Source organism: Actinomadura sp. K4S16 (assembly GCF_008327685.1).
Classification (GTDB): Bacteria; Actinomycetota; Actinomycetes; order Streptosporangiales; family Streptosporangiaceae; genus Spirillospora.
Map to the genome: position 1 here is coordinate 117024 of NZ_BDDE01000013.1, position 20083 is coordinate 137106.

Annotated in this window: 17 protein-coding genes; 4 read left to right on the top strand and 13 right to left on the bottom strand. The window is 70.8% G+C overall.

What is annotated here, in order from left to right:
• Positions 1-122 precede the first annotated feature (122 nt).
• The 4 genes from K4S16_RS15675 to K4S16_RS15690 are packed head-to-tail and all read left to right on the top strand — an operon-like array spanning position 123 to position 4003.
• The gene (locus tag K4S16_RS15675) at positions 123-2561 is read left to right on the top strand and encodes a nitrate- and nitrite sensing domain-containing protein (RefSeq protein WP_149259689.1); all 2439 of its coding nucleotides are present in this window, start codon (positions 123-125) and stop codon (positions 2559-2561) included.
• The gene (locus tag K4S16_RS15680; protein WP_149259690.1) at positions 2558-2983 is read left to right on the top strand and encodes a roadblock/LC7 domain-containing protein; all 426 of its coding nucleotides are present in this window, start codon (positions 2558-2560) and stop codon (positions 2981-2983) included. Before K4S16_RS15675 ends, K4S16_RS15680 begins: the two co-directional genes overlap by 4 nt.
• On the top strand, positions 2980-3408 hold the full coding sequence (locus K4S16_RS15685; RefSeq protein WP_149259691.1) for a DUF742 domain-containing protein: 429 nt from the start codon (positions 2980-2982) through the stop codon (positions 3406-3408). Before K4S16_RS15680 ends, K4S16_RS15685 begins: the two co-directional genes overlap by 4 nt.
• Entirely contained in the window at positions 3389-4003 is a 615-nt protein-coding gene (locus K4S16_RS15690; protein ID WP_149259692.1) for an ATP/GTP-binding protein, read from the top strand. The genes K4S16_RS15685 and K4S16_RS15690 overlap by 20 nt, the downstream gene beginning before the upstream one ends.
• 113 nt (positions 4004-4116) lie before the next feature.
• Here the strand turns inward: K4S16_RS15690 and K4S16_RS15695 are convergent, their stop codons facing one another.
• From K4S16_RS15695 to K4S16_RS15755, 13 genes are all read right to left on the bottom strand, one after another.
• Positions 4117-5076, bottom strand: a complete 960-nt coding sequence (locus K4S16_RS15695; protein WP_235036893.1) for a polyprenyl synthetase family protein — start codon at positions 5074-5076, stop codon at positions 4117-4119.
• Positions 5077-5167: 91 nt separating this feature from the next.
• Positions 5168-6751, bottom strand: a complete 1584-nt coding sequence (gene nuoN, locus K4S16_RS15700) for an NADH-quinone oxidoreductase subunit NuoN (protein WP_149259694.1) — start codon at positions 6749-6751, stop codon at positions 5168-5170.
• A complete protein-coding gene (locus K4S16_RS15705) occupies positions 6748-8328 on the bottom strand; it encodes an NADH-quinone oxidoreductase subunit M (RefSeq protein WP_149259695.1) in 1581 nt (526 codons plus the stop codon). Before K4S16_RS15705 ends, nuoN begins: the two co-directional genes overlap by 4 nt.
• Positions 8325-10241, bottom strand: coding sequence for an NADH-quinone oxidoreductase subunit L (gene nuoL, locus K4S16_RS15710; protein WP_149259696.1), 1917 nt, complete (start codon positions 10239-10241; stop codon positions 8325-8327). Before nuoL ends, K4S16_RS15705 begins: the two co-directional genes overlap by 4 nt.
• A gap of 10 nt (positions 10242-10251) precedes the next feature.
• Positions 10252-10551, bottom strand: coding sequence for an NADH-quinone oxidoreductase subunit NuoK (gene nuoK / locus K4S16_RS15715; RefSeq protein ID WP_021593191.1), 300 nt, complete (start codon positions 10549-10551; stop codon positions 10252-10254).
• Positions 10548-11468, bottom strand: a complete 921-nt coding sequence (locus K4S16_RS15720; protein WP_149259697.1) for an NADH-quinone oxidoreductase subunit J — start codon at positions 11466-11468, stop codon at positions 10548-10550. Before K4S16_RS15720 ends, nuoK begins: the two co-directional genes overlap by 4 nt.
• Positions 11465-12076, bottom strand: coding sequence for an NADH-quinone oxidoreductase subunit NuoI (nuoI, locus tag K4S16_RS15725; RefSeq protein WP_375708335.1), 612 nt, complete (start codon positions 12074-12076; stop codon positions 11465-11467). The genes K4S16_RS15720 and nuoI overlap by 4 nt, the downstream gene beginning before the upstream one ends.
• Before the next feature lie 43 nt (positions 12077-12119).
• Positions 12120-13460, bottom strand: coding sequence for an NADH-quinone oxidoreductase subunit NuoH (gene nuoH, locus K4S16_RS15730; RefSeq protein WP_149259698.1), 1341 nt, complete (start codon positions 13458-13460; stop codon positions 12120-12122).
• Positions 13457-15925, bottom strand: a complete 2469-nt coding sequence (locus K4S16_RS15735) for an NADH-quinone oxidoreductase subunit G (protein ID WP_149259699.1) — start codon at positions 15923-15925, stop codon at positions 13457-13459. The genes nuoH and K4S16_RS15735 overlap by 4 nt, the downstream gene beginning before the upstream one ends.
• On the bottom strand, positions 15922-17220 hold the full coding sequence (gene nuoF, locus K4S16_RS15740) for an NADH-quinone oxidoreductase subunit NuoF (protein ID WP_149259700.1): 1299 nt from the start codon (positions 17218-17220) through the stop codon (positions 15922-15924). Before nuoF ends, K4S16_RS15735 begins: the two co-directional genes overlap by 4 nt.
• Positions 17217-17996: an NADH-quinone oxidoreductase subunit NuoE gene (gene nuoE / locus K4S16_RS15745; protein WP_149259701.1), complete on the bottom strand. Its 780-nt coding sequence runs from the start codon at positions 17994-17996 to the stop codon at positions 17217-17219. Before nuoE ends, nuoF begins: the two co-directional genes overlap by 4 nt.
• Positions 17993-19339, bottom strand: coding sequence for an NADH-quinone oxidoreductase subunit D (locus tag K4S16_RS15750; protein WP_149259702.1), 1347 nt, complete (start codon positions 19337-19339; stop codon positions 17993-17995). The genes nuoE and K4S16_RS15750 overlap by 4 nt, the downstream gene beginning before the upstream one ends.
• Entirely contained in the window at positions 19336-20082 is a 747-nt protein-coding gene (locus K4S16_RS15755; RefSeq protein ID WP_149259703.1) for an NADH-quinone oxidoreductase subunit C, read from the bottom strand. The genes K4S16_RS15750 and K4S16_RS15755 overlap by 4 nt, the downstream gene beginning before the upstream one ends.
• Between the last annotated feature and the right edge of the window lies 1 nt (position 20083).

The following is a 20083-nucleotide window of genomic DNA, read 5'->3' on the forward strand; positions in this document are numbered from 1 at the left end:
GTTCAGCGGTGCGTTGCCGGTGACACGGCATAGCGCTACCCGCACTCACGCCACCAGTGTCTCGCAGCCGGGCCCCAGTACCTCGCATTGCAGGCACCTTGACAATTGTTGGGGCGATCATAATGCGTTTCCGCAACTCACGGCTGCGGACCAAGATTGCGGCCCTGCTGGTCTCGCTGACCGCGCTGTGGGCCTTCGCCGCCTGGGTGACGTTGCGCGAAGGCGTGAACCTGCTCTTCGTGAGCACCCTGGACAGCGTCGTGGCCCCGAGCGACCCGCTGCTCGTCGAGCTGCAGCAGGAGCGCCGCCTCACCGTGACCATGCTCGCGTCCGGCCAGCGGCGGCCCGACCTGCTCGCCGCCCAGCGCGCCCGCACCGACAAGGAGCGGGCCATCGTCGTCGAGAAGGCCCGCAGCGGCTCGGTCCGCCGCGCCGCCGACGACGAGATGGACCGGCGGCTCGACGCGATGGTCCGGCTGCTCGGCCGGCTCGACGGCGACCGCCGCTCGATCGACTCCGGCGTCTACGACCGCCGGCACATCATGGACGTCTACTCCGACACCATCGAGTCGATCTTCCACATGTACGACGGGACGACGACGCTCGACGACAAGGGCTTCACCGCCGACCTGCGCGCGGAGATCGCCGTCAACCGCTCCTGGGAGCTGCTGTCCCAGGAGGACGCGCTCATCGCCGGCGTCCTGGCGTCCGGCCGGATCACCCCGGTCGACCAGCTGGACATCGCCAAGGCCGTCGGCGCGCGCCGCCTCAACTACGACCGCGCCCTGGTCGACCTGGAGTTCGCCGACCGGCAGGCGTGGAACGAGCTGAACGCCAACAAGCGCCTCAACACCGTCGTCAACATGGAGGACGCGCTCCTCACGCGGAACAAGGCGCAGCGCCCCAACGTGAGCGCCGAGCAGTGGCGCGGCGCGACGGAGCCCGCGATCGCCCAGATGCGCAAGACGATCCAGGACGCCGGCGACCGGCTTGTGGAGCGCGCCACCCCGATCGCCGCCTGGGTCATCGTCCGGCTGCTGCTCGCCGGTGGACTCGGCCTCCTCGCGGTCATCGCGTCCATCGTCGTGTCGATCACCACGGCGCGCGCGCTCGTCCGGCAGCTGGAACGGCTGCGCGGCGCCGCCTGGGAGCTGGCCGAGCAGCGGCTGCCCGGCGTCGTCGAACGCCTCGGGCACGGCGAGCAGGTGGACGTCGCCGTCGAGGCGCCGCCGCTGCGGTTCGGCACGGACGAGATCGGGCAGGTGGGCCGCGCGTTCAACGCCGTCCAGGAGACCGCGATCCGCACCGCCGTCGAGCAGGCGGAGCTGCGCCGCGGCATCCGGGACGTCCTGCTGAGCCTGGCCCGCCGCACCCAGACGCTGGTGCACCGGCAGCTCACCATGCTGGACACCATGGAGCGCCGCCGCGACATCGAGACCAAGGAGCTGGAGGAGCTCTTCCGTCTCGACCACCTCGCGACCCGAATGCGGCGCAACGCCGAGAACCTCATCGTGCTCTCCGGCGCCCTCCCGGCCCGCGGCTGGCGCAACGCCGTCCCGATGGTGGACGTCGTCCGCGCCGCCGTCGGCGAGGTCGAGGACTACACCCGCGTCACCGTCCTGCCGTTCGGCCCGGTCGAACTGGCCGGACGCGCGGTCGGCGACGTCACCCACCTGCTCGCCGAGCTGATCGAGAACGCCGTGTCGTTCTCCCCGCCCGACACCATCGTGCAGGTCGGCGGGCACCTGGTCGCCAGCGGCTTCGCCATCGACATCGAGGACCGCGGGCTCGGCATGACCGACGAGAAGCTCGCCGAGATCAACGCGCGGATCGCCGACCCGCCCGACTTCAACCTGCAGAGCTCGGTCCAGCTCGGCCTGTTCGTGGTCAGCAAGCTCGCCGAGCGCTACAACCTGCAGGTGTCGCTGAAGCGGTCCGCCTACGGCGGCACGACCGCCGTCGTCGTCATCCCCCGGGAACTGATCGTCGAGCAGGGCCCGGCGCAGGTCCCGGCCGGCACCACCACCACGAACGGCCTGGAGGTGCGGCGCCCCGCCGCGGTCGGCGCCGCGCCGGCGGCCGCCGTCCGCACCACCGCGCCCACGGCGACGCTCCCCCCGGCGAGCACCGGACCGCAGCCCGTAGGGCCCGCCCTCGTCGCGGTCCCCCCGCCGGCGGCGGAACCGCCGACCGCCCAGGCGTCCGGCGGCAGCGTCCCCGAACCGCGGCCCGAGGCCCCCGCGCCCGCGCGGCGCGACGAGGACCCCGAGGACGGCGCACGTCCCGACCCCATCGAGCCGGAGGACCTGCCACCCGTGCCCGACATCTCCACGACACCGTCCGGTCTGCCCGTCCGGGTGCCGCAGGCGAACCTGGCCGACCCCCTGCGCACCGATGAGCCCGTCGTCGCCGACGAGCAGGACGAGCAGGACGACCCGGGCCGCTCCCCCGAGGAGATCCAGCGGATCATGGGTTCCTATCAGCGCGGTACCCAGCGGGGCCGCTCTGAGGCGGCGGAAGCCCTCGGCACCAACGCAGCGGAAGGCGAGGCAGATCAGTGACGCAGAAGACCGGTTCCTCCTCCGATCTCGGCTGGCTGCTGGACGACCTGGTGCACCGGCTGCCGCACGCCCGCAGCGCGGTCGTGCTCTCGGCCGACGGCCTGCTCATGGCGTCCTCCGAGGGCATGACGCAGGACGACGGCGAGCACCTCGCCGCCGTCGCGGCGGGCATCCAGAGCCTGGCCAAGGGCGCCGGCACCCGCTTCGGCGGCGGCCCCGTCCGGCAGACGATCGTCGAGATGGCCTCGGCGTTCCTGCTGGTCACGGTGGCCGGCAAGGGCGCCTGCCTTGCCGTCCTCGCCGGTGAGGAGGCCGACGTCGGCCTCATCGCCTACGAGATGGCGATGCTCGTCACCGCCATGGGCCACCACCTCACCACGCCGTCGCGTTCGGAGACCGCGCAGGAGGGGCGCCCGGCATGATGCCCCCCGAGGACCCCACCCAGGAGCCCTGGGTGGACGAGACCGCGACGCGGCCGCCCGTCCAGGACCGCTTCCTGGACGAGCACGCCGGCCCGATGGTGCGGCCGTACGTGATGACCAGCGGCCGCATCGAGCCGACCCGCGGCAAGTTCGACCTCATCACCCTGGTGGTGGCGGTCGGCCCCGAACCGGAGGGCGCGATCGGCCTCGGCCCCGAGCACCTGGCCATCATCCGGCTCTGCCAGGCGGTGATGTCGGTGGCCGAGATCACCGGCCATCTCGACCTGCCCGTGGCGACCGTGCGGGTGATGCTCGGCGACCTGCTCGACAAGGGTTTCGTCTCCCTGCAGGAACCCGAACCAGAGGCGGACATGCATGACATCAGGCTCTACAAGGCGGTGATCGATGGTCTCCGGGCCCTCTAGGCGCGACGTGCGCGCCCGCCGGCTCCCCACCGCGGTCAAGATCGTGATCGCGGGCGGCTTCGGGGTCGGCAAGACCACGATGGTGGGCACGGTCTCGGAGACCCGCCCGCTTCGCACCGAGGAGTTGCTCACCGACGAGAGCGTCGGCATCGACGACATCTCCGGGGTGGAGCGCAAGCAGACCACCACGGTCGCGATGGACTTCGGCCGCATCACGATGCGCAACGAGTACGTCCTCTACCTGTTCGGCACCCCCGGCCAGGAGCGCTTCTGGTTCATGTGGGACGAGGTCTCCCTCGGCGCGCTCGGCGCCGTCGTCCTCGCCGACACCCGCCGCCTGTCGGACTGCTTCCCGTCCGTCGACTACTTCGAGCGCCGCGGCACCCCGTTCATCGTCGCCGTGAACTGCTTCGAGGGCGCCCAGCGCTACGACCTCGCGGAGATCCAGATGGCCCTCAACCTGGGCCCCAAGGTCCCCGTCATGCTCTGCGACGCCCGCCGCCTGGACTCCTGCAAGGAAGTCCTCATCGACCTCGTCCTGCACGCCATGAAGACCCGAGGCCTAACCGAAGAACCCGAACCCCAGAACGCCTAAAAGACAAAAGCGGGGCCGTGTGGCCGCCGGCATCACCCGGCGGTCCCGCGGCCCCGTTTAGTCTCGCGCTCGATCTCGCCGCGAACGTGCGGCCACTCAGGTGCGGGTCGAGGTCAGCCCGTCCTGGAAATCACGTAGTCGCAGAGGTTGGTGAGGGCGTCTCGGGCGGGGATTTCGGGGAGGGTCAGGAGTTCGGTGCGGGCGTCCTCGGCCCAGCGGCGGAGGTCGGCGCGGGCGCGGTCCATGGCGGGGTGGGCGCGCAGGAGGGCGAGGGCCTCGGCGTGCAGGGCGTCGTCGGTGAGGTCCTGGACGAGCAGCTCGCGGAGGCGGGCGTCGTCCGGGCCGGAGCCGATGCCGGCGAGGACGTGGTGCATGGGGAGGGTGCGGATGCCCTCGCGCAGGTCGGTGCCGGGCGTCTTGCCGGACTCCTCGGTCTCGGAGGCGATGTCGAGGATGTCGTCGGACAGCTGGAAGGCGATGCCGATCTTCTCGCAGGCGGAGGTGACCGTGTCGACGACGTGGGCGGGGGCGCCGGAGAGCAGGGCGCCGAACTGGCCGGAGACGGCGATCAGGGACGCGGTCTTGTCGGCGACGACCTGGAGGTAGTGCTTGAGGGGGTCGGCGTCCTCGGCGGGGCCGACGGTCTCCTGGATCTGGCCGCGCACCAGGCGGGCGAACGCGCGGGCCTGGATGCGGACGGCCTCCGGGCCGAGGTCGGCGAGCAGGTCCGACGCGCGGGCGAACAGGTAGTCGCCGGTGAGGATGGCGACGGTGTTCGTCCAGCGGGAGTTCGCGGACTGCTGGCCGCGCCGGACGGTGGCCTCGTCCATGACGTCGTCGTGGTAGAGGGTGCCGAGGTGGGTGAGCTCGACGACGACGGCGGCCGGGACGACGCCGGGCGCCGCGGGGTCGCCGAAGTGGGAGGCCAGCAGCACCAGCATCGGCCGGAACCGCTTGCCGCCCGCCTCGACGAGGTGCTGCGACGCCTCGGTGAGCAGCGGATCCTCGCCGCGGACGCAGTCCAGGAGCAGGGACTCGACGGAGGCCAGGCGCTCCTTGGCGTCGGCCGCCAGCGCGGCGTCGACGGGAAGCCCGAACGGGCCGGTCTCCTGGAGGGCCGGCCCGCCGGACTTCTCAGCGAATGGGTTGCTCACCCAAGACTCCCTACCGGACGAACATGTGGGTCGTGGCCTGACCCGCGAGGTCCAGAACGGGCTGCGGGATCACGCCGAGTACCACAGTAGCCGTCACCCCGAGGGCGACCGCGACCGCGGTCGCCGGGCCGGCCACCACGACCGGGCCCTCGGCGTCCGGCTCACTGAAGAACATGACGACGATCACACGGACGTAGAAGAACGCGGCCACCGCGGAGGAGATCACGGCGACGACCACCAGGGGCGTCGCGCCGCTTTCGACGGCGGCCTTGAACACCGCGAACTTCCCGGTGAAGCCGCTGGTCAGCGGGATGCCCGCGAAGCCCAGGAGGAAGAAGGCGAACACGCCCGCGACCACCGGGGACCGCTTGCCGAGCCCCGCCCACCGCGACAGGTGGCCGGCCTCGCCGCCCGCGTCCCGCACCATCGTCACGACGGCGAACGCGCCGATCGAGGTGAAGCCGTAGGCGACCAGGTAGAACATCGTGCTGGACAGGCCGTCCGCGGAGCTGGCGATCACGCCCATGAGCAGGAAGCCCGCGTGCGCGATGGACGAGTAGGCCAGCATCCGCTTGATGTCGGTCTGCGTGATCGCGATGATCGAGCCGGCGACCATCGTGAGAATCGCCACACCCCACATGACGGGCCGCCAGTCCCACTTCAGCGTCTCGAACGCGACGTAGTAGACGCGCAGGATCCCGCCGAACGCGGCGACGACGGTGCAGGACGCCATCAGCGCCGTGATCGGCGTGGGGGCGCCCTGGTAGACGTCCGGCTTCCACATGTGGAACGGGACGCCGCCGAGCTTGAACAGCAGCCCGACCGACAGCAGCGCGACGCCCGACAGGAGCAGGGTCTCGCTGCCCGCGTCCTTGCCGATCTGTGCGGAGATGTCCGACAGCCGGACGGACCCGGCGTACCCGTACAGCAGCGCCGCCCCGTACAGGAAGAACGCCGAGGAGAACGCGCCGAGCAGGAAGTACTTGACCGCCGCCTCCTGGGAGAGGAGGCGCCGCCGGCGGGCGAGCCCGCACAGCAGGTACAGCGGCAGCGACATGACCTCCAGCGCCACGAACATGGTGAGCAGGTCGTTGGCCGCCGGGAACATCATCATGCCCGCGACGGCGAACATCATCAGCGGGAACACCTCGGTCTGGGTGAACCCCATCGCGGTGGTGCGCTGCTCGGCCTCGCTGCCGGGCAGGGCGGACGCCTGCGCGGCGAAGTGGCCGCCGGCCTTGTCCCCGCGCTCGGCGATGAGCAGGAGGCTGACCAGTGCCAGCACCAGGATCGTGCCCTGGATGAACAGGGTGGGCCCGTCCACGCCGAGGGCGCCCTCGGCGGCGACGTGGTGCGGGTTGTCGCGCCACGCCAGCGCGATCGTCCACGCGAACCCGCCCGCGAGGCCGAGGAACGCGACCGGCACCTGGAGGTAGTAGCGCGCGTTCCGGCCGGCGAACGCCTCGACGAGCACGCCCACGACGGCGGCGCCGAGGACCAGCAGCAGCGGGGCGATCTGCCCGTACTCGATGTGCGGCGCGGGGATGTCACCCCCCTGCGCGAGGACCGCGCTCACCTGACTGGTGGTGCTCATGGACGGGCTCCGTTCTCGGCGACGTTACCGGTGATGTCCGGCGCCGGGTCGTGCTCGCCGACCCGGGCCAGCGTGTGGTCCACCGACGGGTTGATCACGTGCAGCACCGGCTGCGGGAAGAAGCCCATCGCCACGATGATCGCGATGATCGGGGCGATGGCCCACTTCTCCCGGGCGGACAGGTCCTTCATGCCCTCGACCGCGGGCACCTTGGGGCCGCCCATGGTCCGCTGGTACATCCACAGGACGTAGATGGCGGCGAGCACGACGCCGCTCACCGCGAGCGCGCCCGCCCACTCGTACCGGCTGAACGTCCCGACGATGACGAGGAACTCCGAGACGAACGTGGACAGGCCGGGCAGCGACAGCGCGGACAGGCCCGCGATCAGGAACATCCCGGCGAGCACCGGCGCGACCTTCTGCACGCCGCCGAAGTCGGAGATCCGCGCGGACCTCCGCCGGACGATCATGAAGCCGACGACGAGGAACAGCGCGCCGGTGGAGAACCCGTGGTTCACCATGTAGAGCGCGGCGCCGGACTGGCCCTGCGACGTCATCGCGAAGATGCCGAGGACGATGAACCCGAAGTGCGAGACCGACGTGTAGGCGATCAGGCGCTTCATGTCGACCTGGCCGATCGCGAGGACCGCGCCGTAGATGATGCTGAGCACCGCGAACCCGAGCACGACCGGGGTCGCCCACTTGGCGGCGCCGGGGAACAACTCCAGGCAGAACCGGAGCATCCCGTAGGTGCCGACCTTGTCCAGGACGCCGACGATCAGCACCAGCGCGCCGGGCGGGGACTGCTGCGCCGCGTCCGGCAGCCAGGTGTGCACCGGCACCATCGGCGCCTTGATCGCGAACGCGACGAAGAAGCCGAGGAACAGCCACTTGGCCGTCGTCGGGTCGATGTTCATCTTCGACAGCTCGTCGAACATGAACGTGCCCTGCCCGAGGCCGCCCTTCTCGACCGCCCGGCTCGACAGCGGGTACAGCCAGATGACGGCGACGAGCATCAGCAGCCCGCCGAACAGCGAGTACAGCAGGAACTTCACCGCGGCGTAGGAGCGCTGCGGGCCGCCGAAGTACCCGATGATGAAGTACACCGGGATCAGCATCGCCTCGAAGAAGACGTAGAACAGGAACACGTCCGTCGCGGCGAACACGCCGATCATGGCCGATTCGAGCGCCAGCAGCAGCGCGAAGTACGTCTTCGCCGATCGCTTCGCGGGGACGTCCACGCCGCCGGACCGGTCGGCCTCGCCCCACGACGCCAGCATGACCAGCGGGACGAGGATCACCGACAGCAGGATCAGCACCAGCGCGACGCCGTCGACGCCGAGCGCCCAGTGGACGCCGAACTCCTTGATCCACCAGTACTTCTCGGTGAACTGGAAGCGCGGGCCGCCCGCGTCGAAGCCCGCCGCCATGACCCCGGTGAGGGCGGCGACGAGGAGGGAGACGCCGAGCGAGAACTGCTTGACCAGCGCCTCCCGCTCGCGCGGGATGGCGCTGAGCAGCACCGCGCCCACGAGTGGCAGCGCGATGAGGACGCTCAGCCAGGGAAAGTCGCTCATGACACGTTCACCACCAGGAGCGCCGCGACCACGAGGGCCGCGCCGCCGAGCATCGATAGGGCGTAGGAGCGGGCGAAGCCGGTCTGGACGCGCCGGAGCCGGCCGGAGCTGCCGCCGACGCCGGCGGCCGTGCCGTTGACGGCGCCGTCGACGCCGCGCCCGTCGAACCAGACCGCGAGCCGGGTCAGCCACTGGCCGGGCCGCATCAGCAGCGACTCGTTCAGCGCGTCGCCGTAGAGGTCCTTGCGGGCCGCGACGGTGATGAAGGAGCCCTTCGGCGCCTCGCGCGGCACCTTGCGGGCGCCGTACTGCATCCAGGCGATCCCGGCACCGACGACCATCAGGACGAAGGTGGCGGCGCCCGGCGCGGTGAGCCACTTGAACTCGTGCGCGTGCTCGGGCGCCCCGACGACCGGTTCGAGGAAGTCGGCGAAGCCGCCGAGGATGAGGAACCCGCCCGCGAAGACGGAGCCGACCGCGAGCAGCATCAGCGGCCAGGTCATGACGGCCGGCGACTCGTGCGGGTGGACGTCGTCCTCCCAGCGCTTCTCACCGAAGAACGTCATGAACATGACCCGCGACATGTAGTACGCGGTGATCCCGGCGCCGATCAGCGCGCAGGAGCCGAGGATCATCCCGGACGTGCCGCCCTTGTCGTAGGCGGCCTCGATGATGCCGTCCTTGGTGAACCAGCCGGACAGGCCGGGGAACCCGATGATGGCGAGGTACCCGAGCCCGAACGTCGCGTAGGTGATCACCATCACCGTGCGCAGCGCGCCGTAGTGGCGCATGTTCACATCGTCCTTCATGCCGTGCATGACCGAGCCGGCGCCGAGGAACAGGCCCGCCTTGAAGAAGCCGTGCGCGACGAGGTGCGCGATGGCGAACACGTAGCCCGCCGGGCCGAGCCCGGCGGCCAGCACCATGTAGCCGATCTGCGACATCGTCGATCCGGCGAGGGCCTTCTTGATGTCGTCCTTGCCGCAACCGATGATCGCACCGGCGAGCAGCGTGGCCGCGCCGACGATCGTCACCACCAGCTGCGCGGTCTCGGACATCTCGAAGATCGGCCCGGAGCGGACGATCAGGTAGACGCCCGCGGTCACCATCGTGGCCGCGTGGATGAGGGCCGACACCGGGGTCGGGCCCTCCATCGCGTCCAGCAGCCAGGACTGGAGCGGCAGCTGGGCCGACTTGCCGCACGCGCCGACGAGGAGCAGCAGCCCGATGGCCGTCGCGGTGCCGGTGCCGAGCTTGTCGGCGAGCCCCGCGTGCTCGGCGCCGGTGCCGAGCACCGGCCCGAAGTCGATGGTGCCGAACGTGGCGAAGATCAGCGCGATCGCGATGATCAGCCCCATGTCGCCGACGCGGTTGACGACGAACGCCTTCTTCGCGGCGGTCGCGGCCGTCGGCTTGTGCTGCCAGAACCCGATGAGCAGGTAGGAGGCGAGACCGACGCCCTCCCAGCCGAGGAACAGGATCAGGAAGTTGTTCCCCAGCACCAGCAGCAGCATCGCCGCCAGGAACAGGTTCAGGTAGGCGAAGAACCGGCGCCGGTCGGGGTCACCCGACATGTAGCCGATCGAGTAGATGTGGATGAGCGAGCCCACCCCGGTGATCAGCAGGACGAAGGTGATGGACAGCGGGTCCACCAGCAGGTCCATGCCGACCTTGAACGTGCCGACGTCGATGAAGTCCCACAGGTGCACGGTGCGGCGCCGGGTCTCGGCGTCGTACCCGAGCATCTGCGCGAACATCGCGGCGCCCACCGCGAACGACCCCACCGACAGCGCGGTGCCGAGCAGGTGGCCCCACTTGTCGGTGCGCCTCCCCCCCAGCAGGAGGATCGCGGCGCCCGCGAGCGGGAGCGCGACGAGGAGCCAGGACGCGGCCTGGATGCCTTCCGCTTTCATCCCTGGCCTCTCAGTACTTCAGCAGGTTCGCGTCGTCGACCGACGAGGACCTGCGGGTCCGGAAGATGGTCATGATGATCGCCAGACCCACCACGACCTCCGCGGCGGCCACCACCATCACGAAGAAGGCGATGATCTGGCCGTCGAGGTTGCCGTGCATGCGGGAGAACGAGACGAACGCCAGGTTCGTCGCGTTCAGCATCAGCTCGACGCACATGAACACCACGATGGCGTTGCGGCGCACGAGGACGCCGAGCGCTCCGATGGTGAACAGGATCGCCGAGAGCGCCAGGTAGTGCCCCGGACTCATTCGCCTGCCTCGCCTTCACTCGCGCCGCCGCCGGCGGCCGGGGTCCCCGACTTGACCGAGCGCTCCTCGGCGTCGGTGTCGCGGACGTCCTCGGTGACCGCCTTGACCGCGGCCACGTCCCGTTCGAGGGCCTCCTCCTCGGAGCCGCCGTACAGGTCGGCGTGCCGCTCCGCGGTGTCGGTGCGGGCCGCGATGACCGGGTTGACCGACAGCTCAGAAGGCGTCCCGTCGGGCAGCAGCGCCGGCATGTCGACGGCGTTGTGCCGGGCGTAGGTGCCGGGGCCCGGCAGCGGGCCCGGGTGCGAGCCGGACAGGAACCGCTGCCGCGACAGGTCCTTCTGCGTCGCCTTCGGCTCGGTGCGCTCCCGGTGCGCCAGCACCATCGCGCCCAGCGCCGCGGTGATCAGCAGGGCGCTGGTCGCCTCGAACGCGAACACGTACTTGGAGAACAGGAGCCGGGCCAGGCCGATGACGTTGCCCTCGGAGTTGGCCTGGGTGAGCCCGGCCGAGTTGCCGAGCGCGGCGTTGCCGACCCCGACGGTGAGCAGGACGAGGAAGCCGACCGCGGCGATCACCGCCCAGAACCGCTGCCCCCGGATCGTCTCCACCAGCGAGTCGGTGGAGCTGACGCCGACGAGCATCAGCACGAACAGGAACAGCATCAGCACCGCGCCGGTGTAGACGATCACCTGCACGAACGCCAGGAAGGGCGCGTTCTGGATCGCGTACAGCGCGGCCAGGGAGAGCATCACGGTCGCCAGCAGCAGCGCCGAGTGCACCGCCTTGCGCGCGAGGATCATGCCGAGTGCGCCGAGCACCGAGACGACCGCCAGCAGCCAGAAGAAGAACGGCTCGCCGGACTGCTTGTCGGCGACCTGGGCGGCGAGCACGTGCGCGCTCGCGACGGAGCCGGTCACTTGCCCTCACCGCCCTTGCGCGCCTTCTCGCGCTTGACGGCCTGGTCCATGCCGGCGCGGCCGCCGCTCTCGGAAGGAACGGTTGGAGCCGAAGGCGATCCGGGGGGCGTGGGGGGTCGTCCCCCCTCGGAGGACGCGGTCGGCGCGGAGTCGCTCTCCTGGAGGCCGAGGCGGTAGTAGTCCTCCTCGGTGTCGCCGAGCCGCATCTCGTGCGGGGGCGCCTCCATGCCCTCGCGCAGCGGCGCCAGCAGCATCTCCTTGGTGTAGATGAGGCTCTCGCGGCTGTCGTCGGCGAGTTCGTACTCGTTGGTCATCGTGAGCGCCCGGGTCGGGCACGCCTCGATGCACAGGCCGCACAGGATGCACCGCAGATAGTTGATCTGGTAGGTGCGCCCGTACCGCTCGCCGGGCGAGTACCGCTCATCGGCCGTGTTGTCGGCGCCCTCGACGAAGATCGCGTCCGCGGGGCACGCCCACGCGCACAGCTCGCAGCCGACGCACTTCTCCAGGCCGTCCGGCCACCGGTTCAGCTGGTGCCGCCCGTGGAAGCGAGGAGCCGTCGGCTTCTTCACCTCGGGGTACTGAACGGTCTCGCTCTTCATGAACATCTGGTGGAACGAGACCCCGAACCCCTTGACCGGGTTCAGGAAATCAGTGAGTCCCACTGGTGACCTCCTCGGAGGGGGTTTCGATCGTGGCCGGCCGGACCGGCTCGGGAGCGCGGCCGTGGTAATGGGGCGCGTCCATCGGCGGGACCGGGAACCCGCCCGCCGACGGGTCGGTGCGCGGACCCTCCGTCGCCCCCGGGACGATCTCCTTGCCGTCCTCGCGGCCGCGGGCCATCTCCCACACCACCGTGGCGACCAGCACGACCGCGGCGACCACGGCGGCGGCGATGAACAGCTGCCGCATCTCGTAGCCGTCGTTGCGCAGCGCGCGGATCGTCGCGACCAGCAGGATCCAGCCGAGCGAGAAGGGCATCAGCACCTTCCAGCCGAGCTTCATGAGCTGGTCGTAGCGGACCCGCGGCAGCGAGCCGCGCAGCCAGATGAAGAAGAAGATGAACAGGAAGACCTTGACCAGGAACCACAGCACCGGCCACCAGCCGGAGTTGGCGCCCGCCCACACCGTGGAGATCGGCGCGGGAGCGCGCCAGCCGCCGAGGAACAGCGTGGTGGCCAGGGCCGACAGCGTCGCCAGGTTGATGTACTCCGCGAGGAAGAACATCGCGAACTTCAGCGACGAGTACTCGGTGTGGAAGCCGCCGACCAGCTCGCCCTCGCCCTCGGGCAGGTCGAACGGGATGCGGTTCGACTCGCCCATCATCGTGATGACGTACACGACGAACGACGGCGCGAGCAGCACCACGAACCACTTGTCGTGCTGCGCCGCGACGATCTCCGAGGTGGACATCGAGCCCGCGAACATGAACACGGCCACGAACGACAGGCCCATCGCGATCTCGTAGGAGATCATCTGGGCGGACGAGCGCAGCCCGCCGAGCAGCGAGTACGGCGACATCGAGGACCAGCCGGCCAGCACGATGCCGTAGATCCCCATCGACGACATCGCGAGGACGAGCAGCACCGCGACCGGCAGGTCGGTGCCCTGCAGCGCCGTCTGGTGCCCGAACACCGACACCGTCGGCCCGAACGGGATGATGATGAACGAGATGAACGCCGGCACCGCCGACATCACCGGCGCGAGGACGAACACGACCTTGTCCACCTGGCGGGGGACGATGTCCTCCTTCAGCGCCAGCTTGACGCCGTCGGCGAGGCCCTGCAGCAGGCCGAAGGGCCCGGCGCGGTTGGGGCCGACGCGCAGCTGCATCCGGCCGATGACGCGCCGCTCGATCCACATCGTCATCAGCACGGTGACGACGAGGAACACGAAGACGGCGAGGACCTTGCCGCCGATCAGCCACCACGGGTCCGACCCGAAGTCCTGCAGCTGCGGGTCGGGCGCCGGCGCCGCGGCCAGGTAGCTCATCGGATGCCTCCAGCGTTCTCGGTCGCGGTCGCGAGCACCGCGCTCGCGATCTTGACGACGCCTCCCGCCTCCGCGCCGAGGTCCCGGTGCACGGCGCAGCCGGCCGAGTTCGTCGGCAGCCACACCACCCGGTCGGGCAGGTCGGGGGTGATCTCCAGCGGGAGCGTGACCTCGCCGCGCGCGGCCGTGACGGTCACCGCGCCGGTCGCGCCGATCTCCGCGGCGGTCGCGGGCGACAGCCGGGCGACGGCGTGCTTGGCGGTGCCCGCGAGGAACGGCTCGCCGTCCTGCAGGCGGCCCCGGTCCAGCAGCAGCCGCCACGTCGCGAGGAGTGCCTCGCCCTGCTCGGGGTGCGGGGGCAGGCCCTGCGCGACGTTCGGCGCGTCCGGGCGCTCGCCGCGGTAGGCGCCGAGGGCGGCCATCTCGCGGCGCGCGGCCTCGGGCTCCGGCAGACCGAGGTGGACGTCCATCTCGTCGGCCAGCGCGTGCAGCACCCGCAGGTCGGACATCCGCCCGGCGGACTTGAGCACCACGTCGAACTGGCGGCCGCGGCCCTCCCAGTCGACGAACGTCCCGGACTTCTCCGCGACCGCCGCGACCGGCAGGACGACGTCGGCGCGGTCGGTGACCGCGCTCGGCCGCTGCTCCAGGCTCACCACGAACGGGGCGGCCTCCAGCGCCCGCAGCATCGCCTCCGGGTCGGCCAGGTCGTAGGGGTCGACGCCGCCGACGAGCAGCGCGCCGCGCCGCCCCGCGGCCGCCTCCGCGATGATGCCGGCCGTGTCCTCGCCGGGCCCGGCGGGCAGGTCGGCGACGCCCCAGGCGCGGGCGACCTCGGCGCGCGCCTGCGGGTCGGTGACCGGGCGGCCGATCGGCAGCAGCCCGGGCAGCGCCCCGGCCTCGATCGCGCCGCGCTCACCGGCCCGGCGCGGCACCCAGGCCAGCCGGGCGCCGGTCGCCTGCGCCACCCGGACCGCCGACGTCAGCGCGCCGGGGCTGGTGGCGAGCCGCTCGCCGACGAGGATGACGGCGCCGGGCGTCTCCAGCAGCGTGCGGATGTCGGACTTGGCGGCGTCCCCGATGAGGGAGCCGAGGGTCTCGGCCTCCGCGCCGGGCGGCGTCGGCAGCAGCGTGCCGCCGACCTTCCCCAGCCCGCGGGTGGCGAACGGGGCCGCGGCGAACACCTTCAGGCGGTTCTTGCGGAACGCCTTGCGGAGCCGCAGGAAGACGATCGGCGACTCCTCCTCGGGCTCGAACCCGGCGAGGAGGACGACCGGCGCCTTCTCCAGGTCGGCGTAGGTGACCTCGATCGGGTGCCCCGCGACGGAGGAGGCCAGGAACCGCGACTCCTCGTCCGACAGCGGCCGGGCCCGGAAGTCGACGTCGTTGGTGCCGAGCGCGATCCGGGCGAACTTGCTGTAGGCGTAGGCGTCCTCGAGCGTGACGCGGCCGCCGGTCAGGACGCCGGCGGAGCCGCGCGCCGCCGCGAGGCCGCGCGCCGCGATGGTGAGCGCCTCGGGCCAGGACGCCGGCTCCAGCTCGCCGTCCTCGCCCCGGACGAGCGGGTGCGTGAACCGGTCGGGCTGCGTGGTGTAGGCGAACGCCCAGCGGCCCTTGTCGCAGTTCCATTCCTCGTTGACCTGCGGGTCGTCCCCGGCCAGCCGCCGCGTGATCTTCCCGCGGCGGTGGTCGGTGCGCATCGAACAGCCGGACGCGCAGTGCTCGCACACGCTCGGCTGCGACACGAGGTCGAACGGGCGGGACCGGAACCGGTAGGCGGTGCCGGTGAGCGCTCCCACCGGGCAGATCTGCACGGTGTTGCCGGAGAAGTAGGAGTGGAACGGGTTGCCGTCGGCGGTCCCGACCTCCTCCTTCGCGCCCCGGGCGAACAGGTCGATGAACGGGTCGCCCGCGATCTGCTCGGAGAACCGGGTGCAGCGGGTGCACTGGATGCAGCGCTCGCGGTCGAGCAGCACGCCGCTGGACAGCGGGAGCGGCTTCGGCCAGGTCCGCTTGGTCTCCAGGAACCGGGTCTCGCCGCGCCCGTTGGACATCGCCTGGTTCTGCAGGGGGCACTCGCCGCCCTTGTCGCAGATCGGGCAGTCCAGCGGGTGGTTGATGAGCAGGAACTCCATGATGCCGTGCTGGGCCTTGTCGGCCACCGGCGAGGTGAGCTGGGTCTTGACGACCATGCCCGGCATCACGGCGGTGGTGCAGGACGCCTGCGGCTTCGGCATCCCGCGGCCGTTCCCGGCGTCCGGGATCTCGACCAGGCACTGCCGGCAGGCGCCGATCGGGTCGAGCAGCGGGTGCTCGCAGAACCGGGGGATCTGGATGCCGAGCAGCTCGGCGGCCCGGATGATCAGGGTGCCCTTCGGCACCTCGATCTCGAAGCCGTCGATGGTGCAGGAGACCATCTCCACCTGCTCAACCGACTTGCCCGACTTGTCGTCGGTGACGGTCACTTGGCACCTCCCCAGAGGGTGGACTTGGCCGGGTCGAACGGGCAGGCGCCCAGCTCGAAGTGCCGGAGGTACTCGTCCCGGAACAGCTTGATGGACGAGACGACCGGGCTGGTCGCGCCGTCGCCGAGGGCGCAGAACGCCCGGCCGAGGATGTTGTCGGAGATGTCGAGCAGGGTCTCCAGGTCCTCCTCGGTGCCCTGTCCGGCCTCCAGCCGCTTCAGCATCTGCTTGTACCAGTAGGTGCCTTCGCGGCACGGCGTGCACTTGCCGCACGACTCGTGCGCGTAGAACTCCGACCAGCGCAGCACGGCGCGGACGACGCAGGTCGTCTCGTCGAAGATCTGCAGGGCCCGGGTGCCGAGCATGGACCCGGCGGCGCCGACGGACTCGAAGTCCAGCGGCACGTCCAGGTGCTCCTCGGTGAAGATCGGCGTGGACGACCCGCCGGGCGTCCAGAACTTCAGCCGGTGCCCCTCGCGGACGCCGCCCGCCATGTCGAGCAGCTCCCGCAGCGTGATGCCGAGCGGCGCCTCGTACTGCCCGGGCCGCGTGACGTGCCCGGACAGCGAGAAGATCCCGAAGCCCTGGGACTTCTCGGTGCCCATCGCGGCGAACCACTCCGGCCCGTTGGCGATGATCGAGGGAACCGAGGAGATCGACTCGACGTTGTTGATGACGGTGGGCCCGCCGTACAGGCCCGCGACCGCCGGGAAGGGGGGCTTCAACCTGGGCTGACCGCGGAACCCTTCGAGGGAGTCCAGCAGCGCCGTCTCCTCGCCGCAGATGTAGGCCCCGGCGCCGCTGTGCACGACCACGTCCAGGTCGTAGCCGGAGCCGAGGATGTCCTTGCCGAGGTAGCCGGCCTCGTACGCCTCCGCCACCGCCTGGTGGAGGCGGCGGATCACGTGCAGCACCTCGCCGCGCACGTAGACGAACGCGAGGTTCGACTTGATCGCGTACGCGCTGATGATGATGCCCTCGACGAGCACGTGCGGGTTGGCCATCATCAGCGGGATGTCCTTGCACGTCCCCGGCTCGGACTCGTCGGCGTTGACGACGAGGTAGCGCGGGTTCGGGCTGGACGGCGGCAGGAAGCCCCACTTCATCCCGGTGGGGAAGCCCGCGCCGCCGCGGCCGCGAAGGCCGGAGTCCTTGACCGCCTGGACGATCTCGTCCGGCTCCATGCGGAACGCCTTGCGCAGCGCCTCGTAGCCGCCGTCGCGCTCGTAGCCCGCGCGGGTGAACGAGTCGGCCTGGTCCCAGTTCTTGGTGAGGATCGGGGTGAGCGTGGTCACTTGTTCCGCCCCTCCTGCGACCCGGGCTTGGCCTCGCCGCCGACCGGCTTGCCCGGCTCCTGCGGCGGGGAGCCCATGTCCTCGGGCTTCACCGGCTCCTCGGGACGCTCGCGCTCGACGTCGGCGCGGGGCGCCTCCCAGCCGCGCTGCTTCGCGATCTCCAGTCCGACCAGCGACTCCGGCCCGGCCTGGACGCCCTCGCCGGCGCGCCCGTCCGGGAACCCGGCGAGCACGCGGGACGCCTCCTTCCAGGTGGCCAGGCTCTTCGGGCCACGCGAAGGAAGCACTTGCTTACCAGAGCGCAGGTCGTCGACGAGCCGCTTGGCCTTCTCGGGAGTCATGTTGTCGAAGAACTCCCAGTTGACCATCATCACCGGCGCGAAGTCGCAGGCCGCGTTGCACTCGATCCGCTCCAGGCTGACCTTGCCGTCCGGGGTGGCCTCGTCGTGGCCGACCCCGGTGTGCTCGCTCAGCTCGTCCCAGATCTGGTCGCCGCCCATGACGGCGCACAGCGTGTTGATGCAGACGCCGACGTGGTAGTCGCCGACCGGCGCGTGCTTGTACTGCGTGTAGAAGGTGGCGACGCCCGTCACCTGCGCCGGGGTGATGCCGAGCTGCTCCGCGCAGAACTCGATCCCGGCCTCGGTGATGTGGCCCTCCTCCGACTGCACCAGGTGCAGCAGCGGCAGCAGCGCGGAGCGCGGCCGGGGGTACCGGCCGATGATCTCCTTGGCGTCGCGCTCCAGCCGCTCGCGGACCTCAGGTCCGTATGTCATCGGTCCACTCCCCCCATGACCGGGTCGATGCTGGCTACCGCCGCGATGACGTCGGCGACCATGCCGCCCTCCGCCATCGCCGGGGTGGCCTGCAGGTTGACGAAGGACGGCTCCCGGAAGTGGACCCGGTAAGGCCGGGTGCCGCCGTCGCTGACCACGTGGGCGCCGAGCTCGCCGCGCGGCGACTCGATCGGCGCGTACGCCTGCCCCGCGGGTACCCGGAAGCCCTCCGTCACCAGCTTGAAGTGATGGATCAGGGCCTCCATCGAGGTGCCCATGATGTGCGCGATGTGCCGGGGCGAGTTGCCCATGCCGTCCGCGCCGATCGCCAGCTGCGCCGGCCAGCCGATCTTCTTGTCCTCGATCATCACCGGGCCCTTGACCGACTGGAGCCGGTCCAGGCACTGCTCGACGATCTTCAGCGACTGCTCCATCTCGTCCATCCGGACGAGGTAGCGGCCGTAGACGTCGCTGGTGTCCTGCGTGGCGACCTCGAAGTCGTAGGTCTCGTAGCCGCAGTAGGGCTGCGACTTGCGCAGGTCCCACGGGAGCCCGGTCGCGCGCAGCACGGGGCCCGTGACGCCGAGCGCCATGCAGCCGGTCAGGTCGAGGTACGCGATGTTCTGCGTGCGCGCCAGGTAGACCGGGTTGGCGTCCATCAGCTTGCGCATCGCCTGGATGCGCTTCGGCATGCGGTCCAGGTAGTCGCGGATCTTGCTGGTCGCGCCGCTCGGCAGGTCCTGCGCGACCCCGCCCGGACGGACGTAGGCCATGTTCATCCGCAGGCCGGTGATCTCCTCGAACAGGTCGAGGGTGTACTCGCGCTCGATGAAGCCGTTCAGCATCACCGTCGTCGCGCCGAGCTCCAGCCCGAACGTGGCGATCGCGACCAGGTGCGAGGAGATCCGGTTCAGCTCCATCATCATCACGCGGATGATCTGGGCCCGCTCCGGGATCTGGTCGGTGATGCCGAGCAGCTTCTCCACGCTCAGGCAGTACGCCGTCTCGTTGAAGATCGGCGCGAGGTAGTCCATCCGGGTGCAGAACGTGGTGCCCTGCGTCCAGGTGCGGAACTCCATGTTCTTCTCGATGCCGGTGTGCAGGTACCCGATGCCCACCCGGGCCTCGTTCACCGTCTCACCGTCGAGCGTCAGGATGAGCCGGAGCACGCCGTGCGTGGACGGGTGCTGCGGGCCCATGTTGACGACGAGCCGCTCGTCGCCGAGGTCCTCCGCGCCGGCGACGACCTGGTCCCAGTCCTGGCCGTTGACGTCGAAGACCTTGCCCTCGGCCGCCTCCTCGGCGGCGTAGGCGTCGTATTCGGTGTACTTCGTGGAACTCATACGTACGACCTCCGCTCGTCGGGCGGGGGGATCTCCGCGCCGCGGTACTCGACGGGGATGCCGCCGAGGGGGTAGTCCTTGCGCTGCGGATGGCCGACCCAGTCGTCGGGCATCTCGATCCGCGTGAGCGCCGGGTGGCCGTCGTAGATGATCCCGAAGAAGTCGTAGGTCTCCCGCTCGTGCCAGTCGCTCGTCGGGTAGACCGGCACCAGCGACGGGACGTGCGGGTCGGCGTCCGGGCAGGTCACTTCCAGCCGGACGCGCCGGTTGTGCGTGATCGACAGCAGGTGCACCACCGAGTGCAGCTCGGCGCCCTCGTCCTTCGGGTAGTGCACGCCCGAAACGCCCGAGCACATCTCGAAGCGCAGGGACGGCTCGTCCCGCATGGTCCGCGCGACCTCCACCAGGTGCTCGCGCTTGACGAAGAACGTGATCTCGCCGCGGTCGACGACGACCCGCTCGACCGCGTCGCCGAAGTGGGGGTAGGCCCGCTCCAGCTCGTCGGCGACCTCGTCGAACTCGCCGGCCTCGGCGGCGCCGCCGGGCCCGCCGTACGGGCGCTGCGCGGACACCTTCGGGCTCTGCCGGATGACGAGCCCGCCGTAGCCGGAGGTGTCGCCGGTGGTCCGCGCGCCGAACATGCCCTTGCGGACGACCGGCTGCTCGCGGCGCTCCTCCTCCGCCTGCGCGGGGAGCTTGTCGGCGTTCTGCTCGGCCTGCTGCTCAGGGTTCTGAGAGCTCATT